The organism is Pseudarthrobacter enclensis, from assembly GCF_001457025.1.
GTDB classification, from domain to species: Bacteria; Actinomycetota; Actinomycetes; order Actinomycetales; family Micrococcaceae; genus Arthrobacter; species Arthrobacter enclensis.
On sequence record NZ_KQ758603.1, the window covers coordinates 281,449 to 303,616 of the forward strand.

15 protein-coding genes are annotated in these 22,168 nt (G+C 69.1%); 6 read left to right on the forward strand and 9 right to left on the reverse strand.

What is annotated here, in order from left to right; translation table 11 throughout:
• Positions 1 to 67: 67 nt before the first annotated feature.
• The 4 genes from AS031_RS13730 to sufU all read left to right on the forward strand — a co-directional run bounded on the left by AS031_RS13730 (position 68) and on the right by sufU (position 7,699).
• Positions 68 to 2,809, forward strand: a complete 2,742-nt coding sequence (locus AS031_RS13730) for a helix-turn-helix transcriptional regulator (RefSeq protein ID WP_058268713.1) — start codon at positions 68 to 70, stop codon at positions 2,807 to 2,809.
• Entirely contained in the window at positions 2,796 to 5,453 is a 2,658-nt protein-coding gene (locus tag AS031_RS13735) for a LuxR C-terminal-related transcriptional regulator (RefSeq protein ID WP_323338545.1), read from the forward strand. Before AS031_RS13730 ends, AS031_RS13735 begins: the two co-directional genes overlap by 14 nt.
• 448 nt (positions 5,454 to 5,901) lie before the next feature.
• Positions 5,902 to 7,227, forward strand: coding sequence for a SufS family cysteine desulfurase (locus AS031_RS13740; RefSeq protein ID WP_058268715.1), 1,326 nt, complete (start codon positions 5,902 to 5,904; stop codon positions 7,225 to 7,227).
• Between the two features lie 22 nt (positions 7,228 to 7,249).
• Positions 7,250 to 7,699, forward strand: a complete 450-nt coding sequence (gene sufU / locus AS031_RS13745; RefSeq protein WP_058268716.1) for a Fe-S cluster assembly sulfur transfer protein SufU — start codon at positions 7,250 to 7,252, stop codon at positions 7,697 to 7,699.
• 106 nt (positions 7,700 to 7,805) lie between these two features.
• Here sufU and AS031_RS13750 read toward each other — a convergent pair whose 3' ends face one another.
• Genes AS031_RS13750 through AS031_RS13760 form a run of 3 tightly spaced genes read right to left on the reverse strand, consistent with a single transcriptional unit; the run spans position 7,806 to position 10,123 of the window.
• The gene (locus AS031_RS13750) at positions 7,806 to 8,027 is read right to left on the reverse strand and encodes an SCO4848 family membrane protein (RefSeq protein WP_058268717.1); all 222 of its coding nucleotides are present in this window, start codon (positions 8,025 to 8,027) and stop codon (positions 7,806 to 7,808) included.
• A 4-nt stretch (positions 8,028 to 8,031) separates the two neighbouring features.
• Entirely contained in the window at positions 8,032 to 8,529 is a 498-nt protein-coding gene (locus AS031_RS13755; RefSeq protein ID WP_058268718.1) for a DUF2505 domain-containing protein, read from the reverse strand.
• 43 nt (positions 8,530 to 8,572) lie between these two features.
• Positions 8,573 to 10,123 carry an SDR family oxidoreductase gene (locus AS031_RS13760; RefSeq protein WP_058268719.1) on the reverse strand — a complete coding sequence of 517 codons (1,551 nt, stop codon included), beginning with the start codon at positions 10,121 to 10,123 and terminating at the stop codon, positions 8,573 to 8,575.
• A 262-nt stretch (positions 10,124 to 10,385) separates the two neighbouring features.
• On the opposite strand from AS031_RS13760, the gene mfd reads away from it, so the two are divergent.
• The gene (gene mfd / locus AS031_RS13765) at positions 10,386 to 14,075 is read left to right on the forward strand and encodes a transcription-repair coupling factor (RefSeq protein ID WP_058268720.1); all 3,690 of its coding nucleotides are present in this window, start codon (positions 10,386 to 10,388) and stop codon (positions 14,073 to 14,075) included.
• A gap of 3 nt (positions 14,076 to 14,078) precedes the next feature.
• Positions 14,079 to 14,894: a metal-dependent hydrolase gene (locus AS031_RS13770; RefSeq protein ID WP_176716548.1), complete on the forward strand. Its 816-nt coding sequence runs from the start codon at positions 14,079 to 14,081 to the stop codon at positions 14,892 to 14,894.
• A 71-nt stretch (positions 14,895 to 14,965) separates the two neighbouring features.
• Here the strand turns inward: AS031_RS13770 and AS031_RS13775 are convergent, their stop codons facing one another.
• The 6 genes from AS031_RS13775 to nirB all read right to left on the reverse strand — a co-directional run bounded on the left by AS031_RS13775 (position 14,966) and on the right by nirB (position 22,025).
• Positions 14,966 to 15,226 (reverse strand): hypothetical protein, encoded by a 261-nt coding sequence (locus AS031_RS13775; RefSeq protein ID WP_058268721.1) that lies wholly within the window; start codon positions 15,224 to 15,226, stop codon positions 14,966 to 14,968.
• 52 nt (positions 15,227 to 15,278) lie between these two features.
• Positions 15,279 to 15,995, reverse strand: a complete 717-nt coding sequence (gene deoC, locus AS031_RS13780) for a deoxyribose-phosphate aldolase (protein WP_058268722.1) — start codon at positions 15,993 to 15,995, stop codon at positions 15,279 to 15,281.
• A gap of 97 nt (positions 15,996 to 16,092) precedes the next feature.
• A complete protein-coding gene (locus AS031_RS13785) occupies positions 16,093 to 16,971 on the reverse strand; it encodes an FAD-dependent oxidoreductase (protein WP_058268723.1) in 879 nt (292 codons plus the stop codon).
• 191 nt (positions 16,972 to 17,162) lie between these two features.
• A complete protein-coding gene (locus tag AS031_RS13795) occupies positions 17,163 to 18,326 on the reverse strand; it encodes a uroporphyrinogen-III synthase (RefSeq protein WP_058268725.1) in 1,164 nt (387 codons plus the stop codon).
• Positions 18,327 to 18,340: 14 nt separating this feature from the next.
• The gene (gene cobA / locus AS031_RS13800) at positions 18,341 to 19,369 is read right to left on the reverse strand and encodes a uroporphyrinogen-III C-methyltransferase (RefSeq protein ID WP_058268726.1); all 1,029 of its coding nucleotides are present in this window, start codon (positions 19,367 to 19,369) and stop codon (positions 18,341 to 18,343) included.
• A 1-nt stretch (position 19,370) separates the two neighbouring features.
• Positions 19,371 to 22,025, reverse strand: a complete 2,655-nt coding sequence (nirB, locus tag AS031_RS13805; RefSeq protein WP_058268727.1) for a nitrite reductase large subunit NirB — start codon at positions 22,023 to 22,025, stop codon at positions 19,371 to 19,373.
• Positions 22,026 to 22,168: the final 143 nt, after the last annotated feature.

Below are 22,168 nucleotides of genomic sequence, written 5' to 3' on the forward strand. Positions count from 1 at the left end.
ACTCTTCTTGCTATGCGGGGGAGCAAAGGGGCTACATCCCGCTACAGCTGGATGTAGGGGAACGTTCATGTCAATCGAGCCGCTCAGCTGGGGGCGCGGGTCAGCCTCCCAGGATGTCGGGTTGGGTACTCCGGCCTTGGGGACACCGGGGCCGCAATGGTCTGCGCCCGCCCGCAGCGCCAACCTCGAGACAGTCCGCACCGCCCTGACGGCGGAAAACTCACTGGGTGTGGTCATCACCGGCGGCCGCGGCGTCGGAAAGTCCTCCCTGGCCCGGGCCGCCGTCACGGACCTGGGACCGGAGGTCTGGTCCCTGCAACTGCGCAGCGGGCCCTCCGGATCCACCACTCCCTACGGCTGCCTGTCCTTCCTGCTGGCACGCCTCCCGCAGGCCTACATGGGATCACCCACCGCCATCCTGCGCGGCATCACCTCCCTGATCCGCAGCGACGCCGCCGGCCGGCCGTGCGTGATCACCCTGGACACGTCCGGACCCATCGACGAGTTGAGCGCGGGAGTGCTGCTCAACGTCCTCCTGACCGGGACCGCCAAAATCATGGCGGTGGCGCCCAGGATCAGCGACCTGCCCGCAGACTTCCACTGGCTGCTCACGGAGCGGAGGCTGACCGAGGTACGGCTCAGCAACCTCAACGAGCTCCAGACCCGGCAGGTCCTCCTCTCCCTGCTGGGGCACCGCGTTTCCGCCTCACTTGTCACTACCTACCACCGGATGGTGGGCGGCAACCCGCTGCTGCTCAAGGCCCTGGTCACCGAACAGCAGCTCTCCGGCAACCTGGTCCTGTCCGACTCCGTCTGGACCCTGAGGGACAAGGTGGTCTTGGAAGGTGCCGCCAGCCTGGACGACATTGTCCGCTCCCGCTGGTCCCGCGAGACCCCGGAGAGCCGGGAAGTGATCGAAATGCTGTCCTGCGCCCGCCGCGTGGAACTGTCCCGGCTGACTGCCATCTACAGCGCCGACGTCGTGGCGGACATGGAGGACGGCGGCCTCCTGGAGATCGACGACTCCGACCACCGCTGGGTGTCACTGCGCGAAAAGTACATCGGCGACGTCGTGCGGACCTGGCTGAGCATCGCCCGGCGCCGCGAGCTGCGGGCCCTGCTGCTCGGCGGCGTCGAGCCCGATCCCGCAGGCATGACGGTCGAGGAACTGATGGCCTTCGCGGCATGGACGCATGAATGCGAAGCGGAACTGAGCCCCGCGCTTGCCCTCTCCGCGGCTGAGGCGGCCGTCCAGCTGTTCGATCCCCGCTTCGCCCTCACCTACGCCGACCTGCTGCACCGCGGCGGCCCCGAATGGGTGCCCGCCCAGCGGCAGAAGGCCGCTGCGTACCTGCAGCTGGACATGCCGGACCAGGCGCTCGCGGCGCTCGACGACATCACTGCGCCCGAGCTGGACGCCCTTGACGTCGGGGAATACGCGCTGGTGGTCGCGGCCAAGGCCCGCGTCATGATGAGGCTCCCCGAATACAGGGACAACGTCCCGGCCCTCCTGGACGAGGCCCGGGAGCGGCTGGCGGCCGGCACCCCGGCGGACGGCACACTCCCGGCCTGGCCGGAACCGGCCGCCGCCGCAGCCAACCGGGTGGCCCTGAGCGGTTTCGAATACCGGGCCTTCACCGGGGACTACGCCGCGCTGATCCCGGAGCTCGAGGCCGCAGCCGATCCCGCCAACCCGGACACCGGGTACCGGATGCACGCCGCCATCCTGCTCATGACCTCGCTGGTGTTCACCGGCCGGGAAATGGACGCGCTGGGCCTGATGCGCCAGCTCGGCGGCCAGATCAGCGACGCGTCGCACGTGGTCGGCCTGCGCGAGCGGTACACCAAGGAGTCCTACACAGTTCTGCTGCTGGCAGGGCAGTGGCGGAGATGCCTGGACTTCCTGGGCCCGCAGAGCGCCGACGAACCCTACCGCCTGCCGTACGGCAACGCGTCCAGCGAGCTGGGCGCCGGCATTGCCTACGTCTTCTCCGGCCGGGGCGCGGCGGCGCTGGATCTGCTGATCTCGGCCGGAGCGCAGCTGGAACTCCAGCCGGTGCAGACCGCCCTCCGCTTCACCTATGCCGCCACTGCGCTGGCGTACGCCCAGACCGGCAATGCCGCCCAGTCCCGCAAATACCTGGCCAAGCTGCAACGCACCACCGCCACCTCCAGCTTCGCGGATGAGAGCATCATCCGCTTCTGCGCCCTGGTGGCCGGCCGCTGGCTCAACGACGCCGACGCCGTCGCCCGCCTCAAGGAGTCCGCCCGCGGCCACATGGCAGCCGGCCGCCACACCCTGGCAGGGGTGGAGCTGCTCGCCGCCACGGTCAACGGCAGCGACGCCGACTTCCGCCTCCTGGAGGACATCGCCGGCCACCGGCAGGGGCCGCTCGCCGAGATATCCCGGCTCATCGCACTGGGCACCCGGACCAAGGACGCGAAAACCCTGCTGGCAGGCGGCGAACTCGCAGCCACCCTGGAACTGGACGCCGTCGAGGCACGCTGCATGGCCCTGGCAGTGGACTTCGCCCGTCAGGACGGGGACTCGATATCCGCCCGTACCGCCCAGGCGCGGCTGGATATCCTCGCGGCGACCGTGGCAAACCTTCCCATCGTGCCCAGCAGCGGAAGCCCCCTGCTGACCAGCCGGGAGCGCCAGATTGCACGGCTTGCGGGCCGGGGTGCATCCAACCGTGACATAGCCCTGGAAATGGGCGTGTCAGTCCGGACTGTTGAAGGCCACCTGTACCAGGTCTTCACCAAGCTCGGCGTAACCTCCAGGGGTGATCTGACTGGACTCGTCTAACGGCCACAAGGCAGCAGCGAACAGGGTCCTCACGGGCCGTCGGGAGCCGCTGGACCGGATCTGCAACATTGTCCGGAACCGCACCAGCCAGGCGGTCTTCGTCATGGCCGGGCCCGGCATCGGCAAGTCGTCCCTGGCGGAAGCCATCTCCGAACGCCTCGCCGGTGAGCTGAATGTCCTGCGGATCCACGGCAGCTCCGCCCTGGCCGCGGTGCCCTTCGGTGTCCTCACGCCCTACACCGGCGACCTCACGGCTGAGGAGTCCGTCTCGCCCGTGGCGGTGCTGAGGTCCATGTGGTCCTACTTCGAGAAGCTCAGGGCCGGTAACGGCGCGCCGGTGCTGATGGTGGTCGATGACGCCCATTACCTTGATGAAGCGTCCGCCGGCGTGGTGGCGGACCTGATTTCCGCCGGCTGGGCCACGGTGGTGGCGGCGGCACGGCCGCGGCCGGGGCTCCCGCAGCCGCTGGACCAGTTATGGTACGACGGCCTGGCCGAGCGCGTGGACCTCCGTCCGTTGAACCGGGAACAGATCGAGGAAGTCCTGGACCACGTCCTGGACGGCACCGTTCCTGCCGCCACCGTGGACTCCGTCTGGGCCGCCTCGGGCGGAAACCCCCGCCTGCTCGATGCCTTGCTCCACGACGCCGCCGAGGCAGGAATCCTGTCCAAGCGCAACGGGATCTGGATCCTGCTGGGTACCCTGCCGGCAGACGGGCCGCGGCTGGGCACCGTGGTGGCCAAGGACCACCTGCGGCGCCAACCGGAGGAACAGGAAGCCCTCAAGCTCATTGCGCTCGCCGCCCCGGTGGGACGCAAGGTCATCGAAGACATCTGCGGCGCCCCGGTGGTCCGTTCCCTGCTGGACCAGCAGGTGGCCGTTGAAACGTCGGGAGTCCCCGCCGAGCTTTCCCTCTGGAACGGGCTCTTCGCCGGCGCCATCCGGAACACCATTTCGGTTTCCCGCAGCCTCCAGCTCCAGGAAAAGATCCGAGCCCACCGCAACGGCACGGTGCTCCGGGGCGAAGGGCTGCTCCGCTCCGTGGAGTGGGCCCTTGAATGCGGGCTCAAGGTGGCCGACGCCGACATGCTGGAGGCGGCACGGGAGGCGCTGCTGCGGTTCCGCAATGACAGCGCAAAGTCCGTGGCCGCACGGGTCCAGGCGCCCGCCGGCCTTCCCCTCGCCCAGGCCATCCAGGCCAGGGCCCTGTACAACGACGCCGCCTACTCCGACGCCGCGGCCCTGCTCGACGGGTGCTGGGACAAGCTGGCCGACCATCCCCAGGGACCGGCCGTCCTGCTCCTGCGGGTCTCCGCGCACCAGGCTGCCGGGCACCCGCTGGATGGCGTGGCCGAGGACCTGCGCGAACGGTCGGCGCAGGTCCTCGACGCTGTTCCCGCCTGGCAGAACCAGCTGCTGCGCCTGCTGCAGGCCGGTTCGGAGGCGGACTGGCAGGCGCTCGCGGACGAGGTGGCAGCCATCCGGGAATCCGGCCTGTCCGAAACCAAGGGCGAACCGATGGCGGCGCTGGGGGAGGCGTTGCTGGCCCACGCCCTGGTGGCGGCGGGCCGCCCCGCCGACGGGCTGGATGCCGGGCTGCGCGCGTCCTCCGAGCTGGCACCCCTGGAGGACAGCCTCTACTTTTTCCGCGAGTTCGTCCTGGGCAGGCTGGTGGCCTGCTACATCGCCATGGGCGAATGGGAATCCGCGGAGCGGGAGATCAACAGCTACGCCTCGGCCCACGCGGCAGGAGCGGCCACGTTCAACGGCAGCCTGCAGGTGCTGCGCGGATATTCGCTGCTGCGCCAGGGCCGGATGGAGCGCGCGTACCAGGTGCTGCTCCCTGCGGTGGAGGCGCTGCGGCTCAACGACCCCCTGCAACTGTTCCGTTTCGGATCGGCGCTGGGGTTCTACGTTGCCGCACGGCTGGGGGACACCGTGCAGGCCAAACGCCTAGAGCAGGACTATGCCGATGCCGTGGCGGGCGGTCCGGCGCACGACCTCCTGGCCCGGGGCTACTCCCTGGCTGCCGGTGAATACCTGGCCCGGGACGGCAAGGGCCTGGCGGCGCTGCACACGCTGATGACCACCACGGAGGCGTCCGGCAGGGCAGGGCACCTGCTGGAACTCCTGGCGATTTGCTGGGACCTCGGTGACCCGTCCGTCATTCCCATGGTCCAGGACGCTGCCCGCGGACTCCAGGGCCGGTGGGCGGCGGCAATGCTCACGCTGGCCACCGGTTGGGAGGCCGCCGACGGCGATGCGCTGATGGCCACCGCCGCCGGGCTCGAGGAATCCGGCTTCGTCAACCTGGCCAGGGAGGCGTACGCCCGGGCAAGTTCAGTGTTGGAGCAGTCCGGCGAACGCCGCCGGTCGCGGCAGGCTGTGGCGCAGCGCGAAAAATGCGACCACGAACTGGGCGAACGGTTCCGCGAGGGCCGGTTCATCGCGGCAGCGCCTGCGGTGCATCTGACGCGCCGGGAACAGGACATCGTGGAGCTGGCGGTGCAGGGCCTCACCGACCGCGAAATAGCGCAGCGGCTCATGGTGTCCGTCCGGACCGTCGAGGGCCACCTGTACCGAACCTACGTCAAGCTGGGGGTCCGGAGCCGGGACGAACTGGAGTCGGCCCTGCCGCGCTAGCGGCCTCGGCCCCGCTGCCACGGCACACCTCAGCGCCCCCGCGTTAACGCGGGGGCGCTGCTGTTCCCGCTGTGGTGCGGCCCGGCGGGTATCGGCAGCCGGTATCCCCGTAGTGCGCCCCTCCGGAATTCGAGTACACCCTACTCGTGTGCGGAACGGCGCCGCGGGATTTACTTAAGGAGGCAAAGCAACCGCCGGTCAGGACGCCGCGGATGCTGCCCCAAAGCACCAAGGCCTCATCGATTTTCCGGCCCCACCGGCCGGACCCAGACGGGGCCGGCGACGTCAGAGTCTTCTGAGACCGAGACTCTCCCCCCAGCCGTCGCCGGCCCTCCGCTCCGCGGGCTGAAGCCCGGAGCGACTGTGGCGGCTGACCCTCCGGGGCGGCCGCCACAGCCGTGCTGTGGGACAATTGGGTGTCAACCAATGGCATCTCAAGGAGCACGTCTTGGCCGTAGTATCAACGCCCGCCACGCTGGAACGTGCCGTTCCGGTCATGGACAACGCCGAGGTCCTCCGCATCCGCAACGACTTCCCCGTCCTCAACCAGCTGGTCAACGGCCAGCCCCTGGTCTACCTGGACTCCGGCGCCACCTCCCAGAACCCGCTCAGCGTCATCGAGGCCGAGCAGGAGTTCTACGAGCAGCGCAACGCCGCCGTGCACCGGGGCGCCCACCATCTTGCTGTCGAGGCCACCGAGGCTTTCGAGGACGCCCGCCAGACCGTGGCGGACTTCATCGGCGCCGACTATGCCGAGACGGTGTGGACATCCAATGCCACTGAAGGCCTCAACCTGGTCTCCTACGCGCTGTCCAACGCGGCCCTGTGGGCAGCGCAGGGCAGGGGAGACGCAGGCCTGAAGGACCTGGCTCTGCAGCCGGGAGACGAAATCGTCGTCACCGAGATGGAACACCACGCCAACCTCATCCCATGGCAGGAACTGGCGTTCCGTACAGGGGCGACGCTCCGATACCTTCCCGTTGACGACGCCGGACGCCTGGACCTGGAGCACGCTGCAGGCATCATCGGGAGCCGGACCAGGCTGCTGGCCTTCACCCACGCCTCCAACGTGCTGGGAACCATCAACCCCGTCCGCGAGCTGGTGGCCCTGGGCAGGGCAGCCGGTGCCCTCGTCGTCCTGGACGCCTGCCAGTCCGCTCCGCACATGCCCCTGGACGTCAAGGCCCTGGACGTGGACTTCGCCGTCTTCTCGGGCCACAAGATGCTCGCCCCCACGGGAATCGGCGTCCTCTACGGCAAGCAGGAACTGCTGGACATCCTCCCGCCGTTCCTGACCGGCGGTTCCATGATCACCACGGTCACCATGGAGCGGGCAGAATATCTCCCCGCGCCGCAGCGCTTCGAGGCGGGAACCCAGCGCATCTCGCAGGCCGTGGCCCTGGCCGCCGCCGCGAACTACCTGACGGAGACCGGGCTGGACCGGATCCACCGCTGGGAGGCGGAGCTTGGCCAGCGGATGGTCACCGGCCTCGAAGCGCTTCCGGGGATCCGGGTGCTGGGCCCAGGGGCGGGCCAGGAGCGGATCGGCCTCGCGGCGTTCGACGTCGAAGGAGTGCACGCCCACGACGTCGGACAGTTCCTTGATTCGAAGGGTATCGCCGTCCGCGTCGGCCACCACTGCGCCCAGCCGCTGCACCGCCGCCTGGGGCTGACCGCCACCACCCGGGCCAGCGCGTACCTGTACAACACCACCGACGACGTGGACCGTTTCCTGGATGCCGTATCCGGCGTGCGGGACTACTTCCGCGCGTAGCCGCCGATTCCAGAGGGTAGCCATGAGCCTTGACCAGCTGTACCAGCAGATCATCCTTGACCATTCGAAGGCCCGCCACGGCAGCGGGCTGTCCCAAACCGAGGCACCGGAGGGTGCGTCCACCGGGCAGTCCCACCAGCTCAACCCTGTCTGCGGCGACGAGGTGACCCTGCGGCTGGCCGTCTCGGACGGGAAAGTCGCCCAGGTTTCCTGGGACGGTGCCGGCTGCTCCATTTCCATGGCCTCGGCCTCCGTGTTCAGCGAACTTGCCGAGGGCATGACAGTGGACGAACTGCACGGGGTGATCGACAGCTTCCGCGAGGTGCTGCGGTCCCGGGGCAAGGTCCACGCGGATCCCGAACTGCTCGGAGACGCCGCGGCGTTTGAAGGCGTTGCCCGGTACGCCGCCCGCGTCAAGTGCGCCATGATCTCCTGGGTGGCGGCCGAGGACGCACTGAACCAGGCCTCCTGACCGGCTGCCCTGCGGCGGGACCTCCGTCGCAGGCCTTGTTAACCCACGAGGTCCACTTCCGTCAGGGAAGTGGACCTCGTGGGTTAAAAGTGGCGGTGCCGGGGTGTCACCCCAGCAGCCCGAGCAGGCCGATCACTGCCGTGGCCGCGCCCAGCACCATCGAAATACTGACCAGCACCACGTGGACCGTCAGGAACTTCGTGGCCTTGCCGGCCGAGTCCCGGGCCCGCGGATCCTTCATGACCCGGCGCAGGAACTGCGGCCAGACCACCAGGGACCAGATGCCGGCGACGATCAGGACCAGTGCGGCTACAACAGGCAGCTGCACCGGATCAGTGGCTTTCCAGCCAGGCCTGGGCCTGGGCGGCCTGCAGGTTCAGCGCCTTGGCCACCATGGGCTCTGCAGCGTCGGCGATCTTGCCGCCCAGGAACGGTACCGAGGATTTGACCTCGCCCTCGAGCTCCACGCGGGTGCTGCCGGCGTCGGCCACCAGCCGCTGGACGGCCGTCACGTCGACCGGCGCGCCGGCGATCTTCAGGGAGATGTTGCTCTGGCGGGAGCCGTCGGCCTCGGGGGCACCCCAGTTTTCCACCTGGGTCACCTTCAGGTGCTCGCCGACGAACTTCCGGGCGATCTCGGGAAGGCGGGTGGTGGGCAGGGTCCGCACGGACGTGGCGCTGAAGGCCCCGGCAACGTCGCCGTCCACGGTGAACGACTCGAGGTTCCCGCCGACCAGCTGGCTGACGTGACGCTGGAAATCCTCGTTCACCAGGACAGCGGCAACGCTGTCAACGGAGTGCGGAAGGGTGGTGGTGGCGCTCAGGGCCATGTGTCCTCCTGGGACGTCGCGTTCGGATTTGGCTCAAAACATCCTACGGTGTCCCGGCTGGCCGCTCCGCATCGGCCAGTTCACGCGCCGCGGCCGTAATGTTGCGCGCCATGGCCGGAAAGATGACGCTGTGGAACGGCAGCACCGCGAGCCAGTACAGCCTGCCGCTGAGGCCCTTGGGGAAGAAAATGGCCCGCTGCCGGTACCGGCTGCCGCCGCCGTCGGGCTCCACTGCCAGCTCCAGCCAGGCCCTCCCGGGCGCCCTCATCTCGGCCCGCAGCCGCAGCAGGCTGCCCCTGTCGATGCGTTCCACCCGCCACCAGTCCACCACTTCTCCGGTAGCCAGGGTGTGCGGGTGGCGGCGCCCGCGCAGGAGTCCCGCGCCGCCGGTCAGTTTGTCCAGCCAGCCCCGCACCTGCCAGGCCAGCGGAAGCGAATACCAGCCGTTCCGCCCGCCGATCCCTTCGATGACCTGCCACACCCGGTCCGGGTCGACGTCCCCATGGAACGTCCGTTCGTCGATGTAGACCTTGTGCCCGGCCCAGTCGGGATCGCTGGGCAGCGGATCGGAGTCGGCTCCCGCGTTTGCCCAGGTGGTCTCCACCTGGCCGTCGCGCTCCTTGCCCAAGGCCAGGGCAACGGCGGTCCGGTACGGGGTCAGGCCGCCCTCCGGCTGGGGAATGTAGCGGTCGATGTCATGCTCGTCGGATACGGCATCATGCTGCAGGGACTGCACCAGGGGCACGCTCATGGACAGCGGAATGGGGGTGGTCAGGGCCACCCACATGCCCGCCAGCTTGGGTGCGGGGACCGGGAGGGCGAGGACCACGCGGTAGGGCAGGCCCGCCTCTGCTGAGTATTCCTTCATCATCCCCGCGTACGTCAGCACCTGCCGGCAGCCGATGTCGAACGTGCGGTTGACCGGGCCCGTCAGCGCGGCGGCCGCCACCAGGTAGTACAGGACGTCCCGCACGGCGATGGCTTCGATCCGGTTCCGCACCCAGCTGGGCGCGGGCATCAGGGGCAGCGTCTCGGACAGGTGCCGGATCATTTCGAAGGAGGCCGAGCCCGACCCAATGACCACCCCCGCCTGGAACACGATGGAATCCACGGGGCTGTCCAGGAACACCTGGCCCACCGCTTCCCGGGACCGCATGTGGGTGGACAGCTGCACGCCCTTGGGATGCAGTCCGCCCAGGTAGACGATCCTGTGCACGCCGGCCGCGGCCGCAGCTTCGGCGGCCGTCCGGGCCATCGCTTTTTCCTTGGCTTCAAACCCGGCGCCCGCCGCCATGGAATGGACCAGGTAGTAGAAAACGTCGACGCCGGCCAGGGCTTTGCGGAGCGCGTCGCCGTCGTCCAGGCTGCTTTCCACCACTTCCACCCGGTTGCGCCACGGGACGCCCGCGATCTTGCCGGGGGAGCGCACCAGCACTTTTACGGTGTGCCCGGCCTCCAGCAGCCGGGGCACCAGGCGCCCGCCGATGTACCCGGTGGCGCCGGTGACCAGGACGGTCTTCCGCTGCCCTTCCGGTGCGGGGGTTGCGCCGTCCGGACCCGCGCCGGGCGTCCTGTCAGTGCTGCTTCCGGTCATGCTGGCTCCTGTTCGTCCTCAGCGGTGCTTTTGTGATGGATTCGGAGCGGCTGCCGGTGCGGACGGCCGCCCGGTAAAGGTCCATGCCTTGCCAGCCTAGCCGCGGCGCAGGGACCCCGCGAGGGACGGGGAGTTCCCTGCCGCCACGGCAGCCCGCAATGTCGCAGCCGCGCGGTAGGCTGGGGTTACCCGGGATTCGCAGCGAATTTCGGGTTTTCGCGTTGCCTGCGATCCTTCGCTGAACACCACAGGAGCTTCCGCCATGAGCCTTCCCGGCACATCCAGCACCGGCACGTCCGGCCCGGGCCCCACCCTGGACGGGCTGCGCCGCGTGCTGGGGCACGACCAGACTTTCGCGCGCGTCCGGGCAGAAGCGGGCCGGGGTTTCGCGGTGCGGGGCCAGGACTACCAGATCAGCGCACCGGCAGGCCTGCGGCCGGTCCTGCTGGCGGAGATGGTGGACGGGTTGGCCGACGCCGCCGCCGGGCAGGCAGGCGGGGAGCAGCCGGGCGTGGTGCTGGCGGTCACCGCCACGGGCCGGGAAGCGGAGGACCTGGCCGCCGCCCTCCGCGCGTACCTGCCCGCGGAGGCCGTGGCCGAATTCCCCAGCTGGGAAACCCTGCCGCACGAGCGCCTCTCGCCGCGCTCGGACACGGTGGGGCGCAGGCTGTCCGTGCTGCGCCGGCTGGCACATCCGGAAAGTTCGACGCCGGCCGGGCTGCGCGTCGTCGTCGCTCCCGTCCGCGCCGTGGTCCAGCCCGTCGTGGCCGGGTTGGGGGACCTGGTCCCCGTCACGCTGAAGGTCGGCCAGGACGTCCCGTTCTCCGAAGTGGTGAAGAACCTTGCCGACGCCGCGTACGCCCGCGTGGACATGGTCACCCACCGGGGTGAGTTCGCCGTCCGCGGCGGCATCATCGACGTCTTCCCGCCCACCGAGGACCACCCCATCCGCGTGGAGTTCTTCGGCGACGAGGTGGACCAGATGCGCTGGTTCGCCGTCGCCGACCAGCGCTCGCTGTCCGCGCCCGGCATCCACCACCCCACGGAACTGCACGCCCCGCCGTGCCGGGAAATCCTCATCACACCGTCCGTCATGTCCCGTGCCGCCACCCTCAAGTCCCAGCTCCCGGCCGCGGCGGACATGCTGGAAAAGATCGCCGGCGGCATCGCCGTCGAAGGCATGGAATCGCTGGCTCCGGTGCTGGTGGACTCCATGGTCCCGTTCGTGGACCAGCTGCCGGCCGGGTCCATCGCGGTCGTGGTCGAACCGGAGAAGGTGCGTACCCGTGCCCACGACCTCGCGGCCACCAACGAGGAATTCCTCGAGGCCGCCTGGTCCACCGCCTCCGACGGGGGCGCCGCGCCCCTGGACCTCAGCTCCCAGGCTTCCGCCGCGCTGCATTCGGCAAGCTTCCGCTCCCTGGCCGAAACCCGCGGGTCCGCCCTGGAGCATGGGGTCTCCTGGTGGTCCATCACGTCCTTGGCCCAGGACGCGGAACTGCTGCCGGAGATCGATGTCCTGAACCTGCACGCCCGCGAACCCCGGGGCTACCAGGGCGACGTCGCCGAGATGATGGACTTCATTGGCTCGCATGTGCGCGACCAGTGGCGGATTGTCGTCGCCACGGAAGGCCCGGGGCCCGCCCAGCGCCTGGCCGAACTGTTCCACGAAAACGACATCCCGTGCGCCCGCGTCGACAATCTGGACCACGAGCCCCAGGCAGGCATCATCGAGGTGACCACGGCCGCCGTCGGACGCGGTTTTGTCCTGGACGGCCTGAAGCTCGGGCTGCTGACCGAAGCCGACCTGCTGGGCCGCACCTCCGCCGGGTCCACCAAGGACATGCGGAAGATGCCCTCGAAGCGGCGCAACGCCGTCGATCCCCTCCAGCTGGTGGCCGGGGACCATGTGGTCCACGAACAGCACGGCATCGGCAGGTTCGTCGAGCTGATCCAGCGCAAGGTCGCCGGCGGCGGGGACGGCGTCCGCGAGTACCTGGTGCTGGAATACGCACCGGCCAAGCGCGGCGCTCCCGGCGACCGGCTTTTCGTGCCCACGGACCAGCTGGACCAGGTCACCCGGTACGTCGGCGGCGACACCCCCGTGCTGAGCAAGATGGGCGGCGCGGACTGGGCCAGCACCAAGTCCAAGGCACGCAAGGCCGTCAAGGAGATCGCCGGCGAGCTGATCCGCCTGTACTCGGCCCGGATGGCCTCCCGCGGCCACGCCTTCGCTCCGGACACCCCGTGGCAGCGGGAGCTTGAGGAAGCCTTCCCCTATGTGGAGACGCCGGACCAGCTGACCACCATCAACGAGGTCAAGGCGGACATGGAACGGGAAATCCCCATGGACCGGCTCGTCTCCGGCGACGTGGGCTACGGCAAGACCGAGATCGCGGTCCGTGCGGCGTTCAAGGCTGTGCAGGACGGCAAGCAGGTGGCGGTGCTGGTGCCCACCACACTGCTGGCGCAGCAGCACTACGAAACCTTCACCGAACGGTTCTCCGGCTTCCCGCTCCGGGTGAAGCCGCTGTCCCGTTTCCAGACCGCCAAGGAAGCCAAGGAAACGGCGGAAGGCGTCAAGAGCGGGGCCGTGGACGTGGTCATCGGCACCCACCGGCTGCTGGCCAAGGACTTCGAGTTCAAGGACCTTGGCCTGGTGATCGTGGACGAGGAACAGCGGTTCGGCGTGGAGCACAAGGAAGCGCTGAAGAAGATGCGCACCAACGTGGACGTCCTGGCCATGAGTGCCACCCCGATTCCCCGCACCCTGGAGATGTCCCTCACCGGCATCCGGGAAACCTCCACATTGGCCACCCCGCCGGAGGAACGGCACCCGGTGCTGACCTACGTTGGCCCGTACACGGACAAACAGACCTCCGCCGCGATCCGCCGTGAGCTGATGCGCGAGGGGCAGGTGTTCCTGGTCCACAACCGGGTGTCCACCATTGAGCGGACCGCGGCCAAGATCCGCGAACTGGTCCCCGAAGCCAGGGTTGAAGTGGCCCACGGCAAGATGTCCGAGAGCCGGCTGGAACAGATCATCGTGGACTTCTGGGAGCGGCGGTTCGACGTCCTGGTCTGCACCACCATCATCGAGACCGGCCTGGACATTTCCAACGCCAACACCCTGATCGTGGACGGGGCGGACAAATACGGACTGTCCCAGCTGCACCAGCTCCGCGGACGCGTGGGCCGCGGCCGGGAACGCGCGTACGCGTACTTCCTCTACCCGTCGGAGAAGCCCCTGGGCGAGGTGGCGCTGGAACGGCTCAAGGCTGTCGCAGCCCACAACGAATTGGGCGCCGGCATGCAGCTGGCCATGAAGGACCTCGAAATCCGCGGCGCCGGCAACCTGCTGGGCGGGGAACAGTCCGGCCACATCCAGGGCGTGGGCTTCGACCTGTACATCCGGCTGGTGGGCGAGGCCGTGGCCGACTTCCGCGGCGAAGCCGAAGAGAAGGCCGCCGAAATGAAGATCGAGCTGCCCGTCAACGCGCACCTGCCGCACGACTACGTCCCGGGCGAGCGGCTCCGGCTGGAGGCATACCGGAAGCTCGCAGCGGCCCTGACCAACGAGGCGATCGACGAGGTCACGGCCGAGCTGGTGGACCGCTACGGCGAGCTGCCGCTGCCTGCGCAGAACCTGGTGCAGGTGGCGCGCTTCCGGGTTGCCGCCCGCGAGGCCGGACTGTCCGACGTCGCGCTGCAGGGAAACTTCATCAAGTTCGCCCCGGCGTCGCTGCCGGAGTCCAAGGTGATGCGCCTGAACCGGATGTATCCAGGCTCCCAGCCGAAGCCCGCCCTGGATGCGGTGCTCATCCCCAAGCCCAAGACGGCCAGGATCGGCGGCCGGGACCTCCAGGATGCGGAGATCCTCGAATGGGCCAACGGCGTGGTCCGCAACATCTTCTCGGACGCGCCGCTGTCCGTGGCACCCTCCGCGGGTTAGCGCATGATGGGAGGCCACCACGCCGCGTCGGGAGCCGCGGCGTGGGTTGCTGTTGCGTCCACCGGCCCCTACACCCTGGGCTGGTATCCGCTGGATCCCACCGGCATCCTCATCGGCGGCATGGCCACCGCGGGAACGGCGCTGGTCTGCGACTGGGACCACCGGTCCAGCACCGTGGCCCACTCACTGCCGCCGCTGTCCAACGCGATAGCCCGGGGGATCGAGACCGCCAGCGGCGGGCACCGGCAGGGCACCCACTCCATCCTGGGTGCGGCCGTGTTTGTCCTGTTGGCGGCGGTGGCGTCGCAGGTGCAGATGCAAACCCCGTGGGGCCTGTTGTCGGTGGGGGCGGGTCTGTTGTGCATGTTCCTGATCAACATCGCCGCCAAGGCGCTGAAGCTGTTCCCCAAAACCGGATTCATCTCCAACTGGATCTTCGCCCTGCTGATGGCCGGGCTGGTCACCGTGTACGCCCCGCACCAGTGGACCTGGCTGCCCATGTCCATGCTGATCGGCGTCGTGGTGCACATCGTGGGCGACCTCATCACCACCGGCGGAGTGCCGCTGCTCTGGCCGCTGGTGATCCGGCCGCCCAAGCTGCTCCGGAAGGTGCCGCTGCTGCGGAACGTGTGGCGCGCCAACGGGGCGCTGTCCGTGCCGCTGCTGGGCAGGGCAGGATCCAAGCGTGAATGGCTGGTGCTGATCCCGGTCAGCGCCTACGCCATGGTGGGCATGACCGTGGCGGGCTGGGCCATCGCGCAGCACCAGTGGCCCAGGGTGGCGGCGGCCGCAGCTGCCTGGATCGCGCCCTGGTTCTAGGCGGGGACAGCCGCGGGGATACAAAAAGACCCCCGGTTCACCACGTGAACCGGGGGTCTTTTGCGGTCAGGTCAGTGTTCGCCCGCGGAGTCCGAGCGGCCGAGGATGGTCTGCGGCAGCCAGAAGGCCAGGGCGAACAGGCCCAGGCAGACGGCCATCGGCCAGGGGTTGTCCAGCGTCAGGAAGGACAGCGAGTACACGGCGCCGAGGAACAGTGCCATCATGATCACGAACAGCACGATGCTGCCGGAGAGCTTGTTCTCGTTCTGGGGAGTGCGGACATAGCCCTGGGTCGCTGTGCCCTCGTTGGACGCGTTGATCTTGCTGGACATTCGTTCCTCCTCGGCCCCGCGGGGCGTAATCTGTGGCAGCGTCCGGCGCCCGTCAGTACGCGGACGAACCCTGTTCACCCTTGACGATGGCAATTCCGGAGCTGGCGCCTATACGTGTTGCACCTGCTGCAATCATAGCCTGAGCGTCAGCCAGGGAACGGACACCGCCGGAAGCCTTGACACCCAGGTCCGGGCCCACGGTCCGACGCATGAGCGCCACATCCTCCACCGTCGCGCCGCCGCCGTTGAAGCCCGTGGACGTTTTCACGAAGTCGGCGCCGGCCTCCACAGCGGCCCCGCAGGCAAGGGCCTTCTGCCCGTCGGACAGCAGCGACGTCTCGATGATGACTTTGAGGATGGCGCCCCCGGCATGCACTGCCTCCGCCACGGCGGTGATGTCATCGGTCAGCGCGCCCTTGTCTTCGGCGCGGGCCGCAGCGATGTTGATGACCATGTCCACCTCGTCGGCACCGTCCAGGACGGCGCCGCGGGCTTCGAACACCTTGACGTCCGTGGGCGTTGCGCCGAGGGGGAAGCCCACAACGGAGCAGGTCAACACGCCGGAGCCCTTCAGCGCCCGCTTGACCGTTTTGACCCAGATGGGGTTGACGCAGACCGACTTGAAACCGTATTCGGCGGCTTCGGCGCAGACCTTCAGGACGTCCGCCTCGGAGGCTTCCGGCTTGAGCAGGGTGTGGTCGATGTAGGAAGCGATGGTTCCGGCCTCAGTGGCAGCCGGCTCAACGGAAGGGGTGGCTTCGTTGCTCATGATGGTCCTCTCGGGGGCCTTGCGGCCGGCCCTTGTGGGCCCGGCACGTCCTTGACTCTCGTATCGGGAACCATCTTGTCATAGGGGGCGCGGGCAGTCAGGCGGCGGCCTGCAGGGCCGGGGCCGCCACGGCCGGAGCTGCGTCAGCGACGGCCGTGAGCAGCTGCGTGGCGCAGGCGCCCGCCGCGGAAGCTGCAGCGACCAGCAGCCCCAGCCGCACGCCGTCGAACGCTGCAGCGTCACCGATGGCCCAGATTCCGGGGACCGAGGTCCGGAAGTCCTGGCTGATGACGATCCCGCCGGAGGCGGCCGTGCGCAGGCCCGCCCCGGCGGCCAGGCCGTCGAGGGCCACCCGGTCCTCGGCCAGGACCACCAGGTCGCCGCTCATGCTGCTGCCGTCCTCGAAAATGACAGCCGACGCCGCCAGCCCGAACGCCGACGTGCCGGGCACCACGGCGGCAGGCCGCGCGGTGGTGCGCACCGGCCGGACACCCCGGGCCCGCAGCACGGCCTCGGCCTGGCCGGCGGCCGCACCCGTGCCTACCAGGATGCCCAGCGGACGGCGCCCCAGCTCCCGGGTGACCGCGCCGACGGCTTCGGCGATGGGCGCGGCGTCGTCGATGGTGGAGTAGCTCAGGCACTGCTCAGCGCCTTCCACCGGAGCTGCCACGGGGGCCGAGCCGGTGGCAATGACCAGGTGGTCGTAGGCGAATTCCATGCCGTCAGCGGTGGTGACGGTGCGGTGCGCGGCGTCGATGTGGCTGGCAGGCTGACCGAAGCGCACCGAAACCTGGGGGAGGAGCGCCAGCTCGAGGAGGTCTTCCGGAGCGTCGTCGCGGCTGCTCAGCACCGTGATGGTTCCGGCGAACCGAGCCAGGTCGAGCTGGCGGACCAGGGCCTGGGCCGCTGGCCCTGCACCTGCGATGACGATACGGGGTGCGGCGGTAGTGGTCGTGGTGGGTGCCGGAGCGGACATGTGCTGGCCCTTTCGCTGGCGGCCGCGGGCGGCCGGAAGTTCATGATGGAACCCAGCGTAGGCGTGCGCCTTTTCCGGCGTGTTTCCCCGCAGTTGCCGTTCATCACGCCCGTTTTCGCCAGTATTTACCAGCCGGTAACAGAACCGGTGACCTGCATCTCAAAGCGCGGCGATTGGACACATTCGGGGCGTCAGACCCGGATGCGGTAGCCCCGCTTCACCACCGTTTCGATGAGCTTGCCGTCGGGCAGGGATGAGCGGAGCCGGCTCACGGTCATGTCCAGTGCGTGCACCGACCCCCTCAGTTCCAGCAGGTCGGACAGGGATTCGCGGGACAGCACCGCACCACCGGCGCCAAGCAGTGCGCGGAGCAGCAGCAGTGGTGCGGGAGCCAGCTCCACGGGCTGTCCGTCGATGCGCAGGCTGCGGCCGCGCAGCTCGATGTTCCCGGAGCGGGTGTCCAGCCGGCGCACGTGGTTGAGGGCCAGGTGCTCGCAGACCAGCCGGATCAGCGCGCCCATCCGGAAGCGTTCCGGGATCAGCGGTTTGATGCCGGCGTCCACGAGCGGCTGCGCGGTCACGGGGCCCACCACGGCGGTGGTCACGTTGGTCTTCAGGCTCTCGATCAGCTGCTTGTAAACGCCCATTTCATGGGCGGTGCTCCACATCGCGTCGACGGCGGGCGCGCTGGTGAACGTCAGGACATCGAGGTTTCCGGTGCAGGCGGCCTCGATCAGGCGGGGGAGCCTGTCCGCGCCGTCGGGCTTGACCCAGCGGTACGGCGTCACCGTCAGCACGATGGCGCCGGACATGCGGAGCCGTTCCAGCTGGCGGACGTCGGTGTAACCGTGCAGCTGTACCGCCACCGTCTTGCCCCGCACGCCTTCGGCCAGCAGCATGTCCACCAGGGTCGCCGTGGTTTCGTCGCTGCTGATGCCGACGTCGGCAAGGCCCGCCGCACGGACGGCGCCGCGCGCCTTGGGGCCGCGCACGAACATCCGGCAGGCGCCCAGCGTTTCGAGCAGCTGGTCGCCGATCCCGAACGTGTCCGCCGCTTCGCACCAGCGCCGCATCCCGTAGGCGGTGGTGGCGATGCACAGGTCGGGTTTGGCGGCGATGATGGCCCGGGTGTCCTCGATCAGGCGCAGGTCCTCCTGAACCGGGGCGATCTTGAGGGCGGGGGCGTGGATCACTTCGGCCCCGCGGCGCTCCAGGGCGTCGATCAGGTCCTGGGAACGCCTGTGGGAGGTGACGCCGATGCGGAAACCTTCCAGCGGTGATTCCGCTGCCTGGGCTTCCGCGGCGTCTGCCGCTGCTTCGGCCTGGGCCGCGTCGGCGGATGCAAGTGCAGTCATGGGGGTCAATCCTTTCACGAACCCAGCAGCGACGCCGCCAGCCTGTCGAGGTCGGCAGCGGCCTCAGCGTGCCCGCGGTTGGCCTCAGCCACCCGCACCACCTCGCCGATGACCAGCACCGCCGGGTTGCTGCAGCCGGCCGCGGCAGCGGCAATGGTGCCAAGATTGGCAATCGTGGTGCGCTGGCCGGGACGGTAGCCGCGTTCAACGACCGCCATGGGCATGTCAGCGCGCATTCCGGCGCGGCGGAGCCCTGCGGCCAGGTGGTGCAGGGTGCCGATGCCCATCAGCACTACGATGGTGCCGCCCAGGCCCGCCAGGTGGTGGTGCTCCTTGTCGGTGAGCGGAGCGTGCCCGGACACCACGGTGAACATATGGCTGACGTTGCGGTGGGTCACGGGGATGCCGGCGGCGGCCGGGACGGAGATGGCGCTGGTGACGCCGGACACCACCTGGACTTCGAGGCTAGCCGCGACGCAGGCGGCCACCTCTTCGCCGCCGCGGCCGAAAACATACGGATCCCCGCCCTTGAGGCGGACCACGTTGTTGCCTGCCACAGCGCTCTCCACCATGAGCTTTTCGATGTCGGACTGGCCCACCTTGTGGTGCCCGGGCTTCTTGCCCACGTCAACGAGGACGGCGGACGTCAGCGACGGAAGTTCCTGGTACGGGGCGAGCCGGTCGTAGAACACCACGTCCGCGTCCCGGAGGGCTTTGACGGCGGCGACGGTGAGCAGGTCCGTGGAGCCGGGACCGCCGCCCACCAGGGTCACGTGTCCGGGGGTGCCCGCCGCAGGCTCCGCGGCGACCGGGACGCCGGCAGCCCGGTACCCGGCAAGCAGGGGCTCCCAGCCTGGCTGCCCGTCGTCGACCGCTGCCACCAGGAACGGCCTGGCCGGCAGCGCGGCGTCCGCCGCCTGGGGTGAAGCGAGGCGGTGCACGACGGCGCCCGCGGCCTGGAAGCGGCGCACGGCCTGCCGCGCTGCGGTGTCCGTTCCGGTCACCAGGACGTCGCGTCCGGTGAGGTCGATGTCCAGCTGCATGTCAGGCCTCGTTTCCGATGGGGGCCGGGCTGCCCGGCCGGACTGCGATGGAGGACCCCAACAGGACCGGCTGGCGGGCCGCTTCCTTCTCCTCGGGGGTGGCGGGGCGCATCTGGCCGCGCTCGTCCGGGACGAAGGTGATGGAGTCGTCCTTCTGGTCGGGGGCGTTGACGAAGGAGCGGAACCGGCGCAGCCGCTCCGGGTCCTTCAGGGTGTCGGCCCATTCGTCCACGTAGGTGTCCACGTGCTTGGCCATGGCGGCTTCGAGGTCTTCGGCGATGCCCAGGGTGTCCTTGACCACCACGTCCTCGACGTGCTTGATGCCGCCGTCGAGCTCTTCCTGCCAGCGGGCCGTGCGCTGCAGCCGGTCCGCGGTCCGGATGTAGTACATGAAGTAGCGGTCGATGTACTTGATCAGGGTCTCGTCGTCGAGGTCCTTGGCGAGCAGCTGGGCGTGGGCCGGGGTGGCGCCGCCGTTGCCGCCGACGTACAGGTTCCAGCCGTCAGCGGTGGCGATCACGCCGACGTCCTTGCCGCGGGCCTCAGCGCATTCGCGGGCGCAGCCGGAGACACCCATCTTCAGCTTGTGCGGGCTGCGCAGGCCCCGGTAGCGCAGTTCCAGCTTGATGGCCATGGCCACCGAGTCCTGTACGCCGAACCGGCACCAGGTGGAACCGACGCAGGACTTCACCGTGCGCAGGCTCTTGCCGTAGGCCTGTCCCGATTCGAAGCCGGCGTCCACCAGTTCCTTCCAGATCTCGGGCAGCTGCTCCAGGCGGGCACCGAACATGTCGATCCGCTGGCCGCCGGTGATCTTGGTGTAAAGGTTGTACTTTTCGGCCACCGCGGCGATGACACCCAGCTTCCTGGGGGTGATCTCGCCGCCGGCGATGCGGGGGACCACCGAGTAGGTGCCGTCCTTCTGCATGTTGGCCAGGGCACGGTCGTTGGTGTCCTGCAGGGTGCCGCGGCCGGCGTCGAGCACGTAGGCGCTGTTCTGGCTGGCCAGGATGTTGGCGATGGTGGGCTTGCAGATGTCGCAGCCGGCGCCGGTGCCGTACTTGGCCATGATCTCTTCGAAGGAGGTCAGTTCCAGGACGCGGATGGCGTCGAACAGTTCCTGGCGGGACAGTTCGATGTGCTCGCAGAGGGCCTTGGAGACCTCGACGCCGGACTTTGTCAGTTCGGTTTCCAGCAGTTTCTTCAGCATCGGCACGCAGGAACCGCACTGGGTCCCGGCGCGGGTGCACCCCTTCAGCTCGCCCAGTTCCTGGACCGGCGCGTTGCCTTCACAGGCGCCGCAGCCGTTGATCGTATCCCGGATGGTTCCGGCGGTGACGTTGTTGCAGGAGCAGAGGGTGGCGTCGTCCGGCAGTTCGGTCTCGGGGGCCTCACCGCCGCCAGCGGCACTGAGGAAAGCGCCGGGCTCGGCGGGAAGTTCGCGGCCCAGCAGGGGGCGCAGGCTCATGTACGGTGAGGCGTCGCCGACGAAGATGCCGCCCAGGAGGGTCTTGGCGTCGTCGGTGGTGACGATCTTCTGGTACACGCCGCGGGCCGGGTCCGCGTAGACGATCTCGAGCGCGTGCTCGGTCTTGGCGAAGGCATCACCGAAGCTGGCAACGTCCACGCCGGAGAGCTTCAGCTTGGTGGCGGTGTCAAAGCCCGGGAAGGTGGCGTCCCCGCCGTGCAGCCGGTCGGCCACGATCTCCGCCATGGTGTTGGCGGGGGCCACCAGGCCCAGGCACATGCCTTCGAAGTTGGCCACTTCGCCGATGGCCCAGATGCCGGGGACCTCGGTGGCGCAGTAGTCGTTGATGACCACGCCGCCGCGGGGGCCCAGGCTGAACACCTGTTCCTCCCCCTCGGCGGCGCGGAAGAGTTCGTCCCGCGGCCGCACGCCGATGGCGACGATCACGATGTCTGCGGCGATGATGCGTCCGTCAGCCATCAGCACCCCGGTGACCTGGCCGTCGTCGTCCGCCAGGATCTCCGAGGGGAAGACTCCGCCGTGCACCTCGAAGCCCTTCGCTTCGATCAGGCGGCCCAGCGCCTGCCCTGCGCCCTCGTCCAGCTGGGTGTTCATCAGCCACGGCGCTCCGTTGATGACCACGGGGTTGGCGCCGAGCTGCTCCGTGCCCGCCGCGGATTCGAGGCCCAGGAGGCCGCCCCCGATGGTCACCGCGTTGATCCGGCGGCCCAGCTTTTCGGTCAGCCCCGCAATGGCCTTGTTGATGGCCCAGACGTCCTCCAGCGTGCGGTAGACGTGCACGTGTTCAGCTCCGGGCAGCGGCAGCCGTGCCGCGTCCGAGCCGGTGGCAACCACCAGTTCGTCGTAGGCGTAGGAGTGTCCTGCGGCGGTTTCGACAGTCTTCGTGCCGGCATCGATGCGGACCACGCGCTCGCCGGTCCGCAGGTCCAGGGAATCGTGGTCCCACATGGCAGCGGCGCCCAGCGTCAGGTCCACGGTGCTGTCCGTGAGGGCCTTGGACAAGGCCACCCGGTCGTAGGGGAGGTGGGCCTCCTCGGTCAGGACCGTGACGTGCCAGCCGTCGAGGCCGCGGGCATGCATGGCGTCCGCAAAACGGTGGGCCGCAGGGCCGCCGCCGGCGACGACGATGCGGCGCGGAGTCTCAGGGGTTGAAGTCTGTTCGGTCACTGTGGGCCTTTCGCATGGGCCGCAGACGGAGCTCCGCGGCTTTCTCTGTCGAGCAGTCCATCCAGACTAGGGAGGGGCAGTTTCGCCTCAGTTTCCCAATTGTTTCGTCAACTTAACTTCTGCATCACGGCCACATTTCAGGC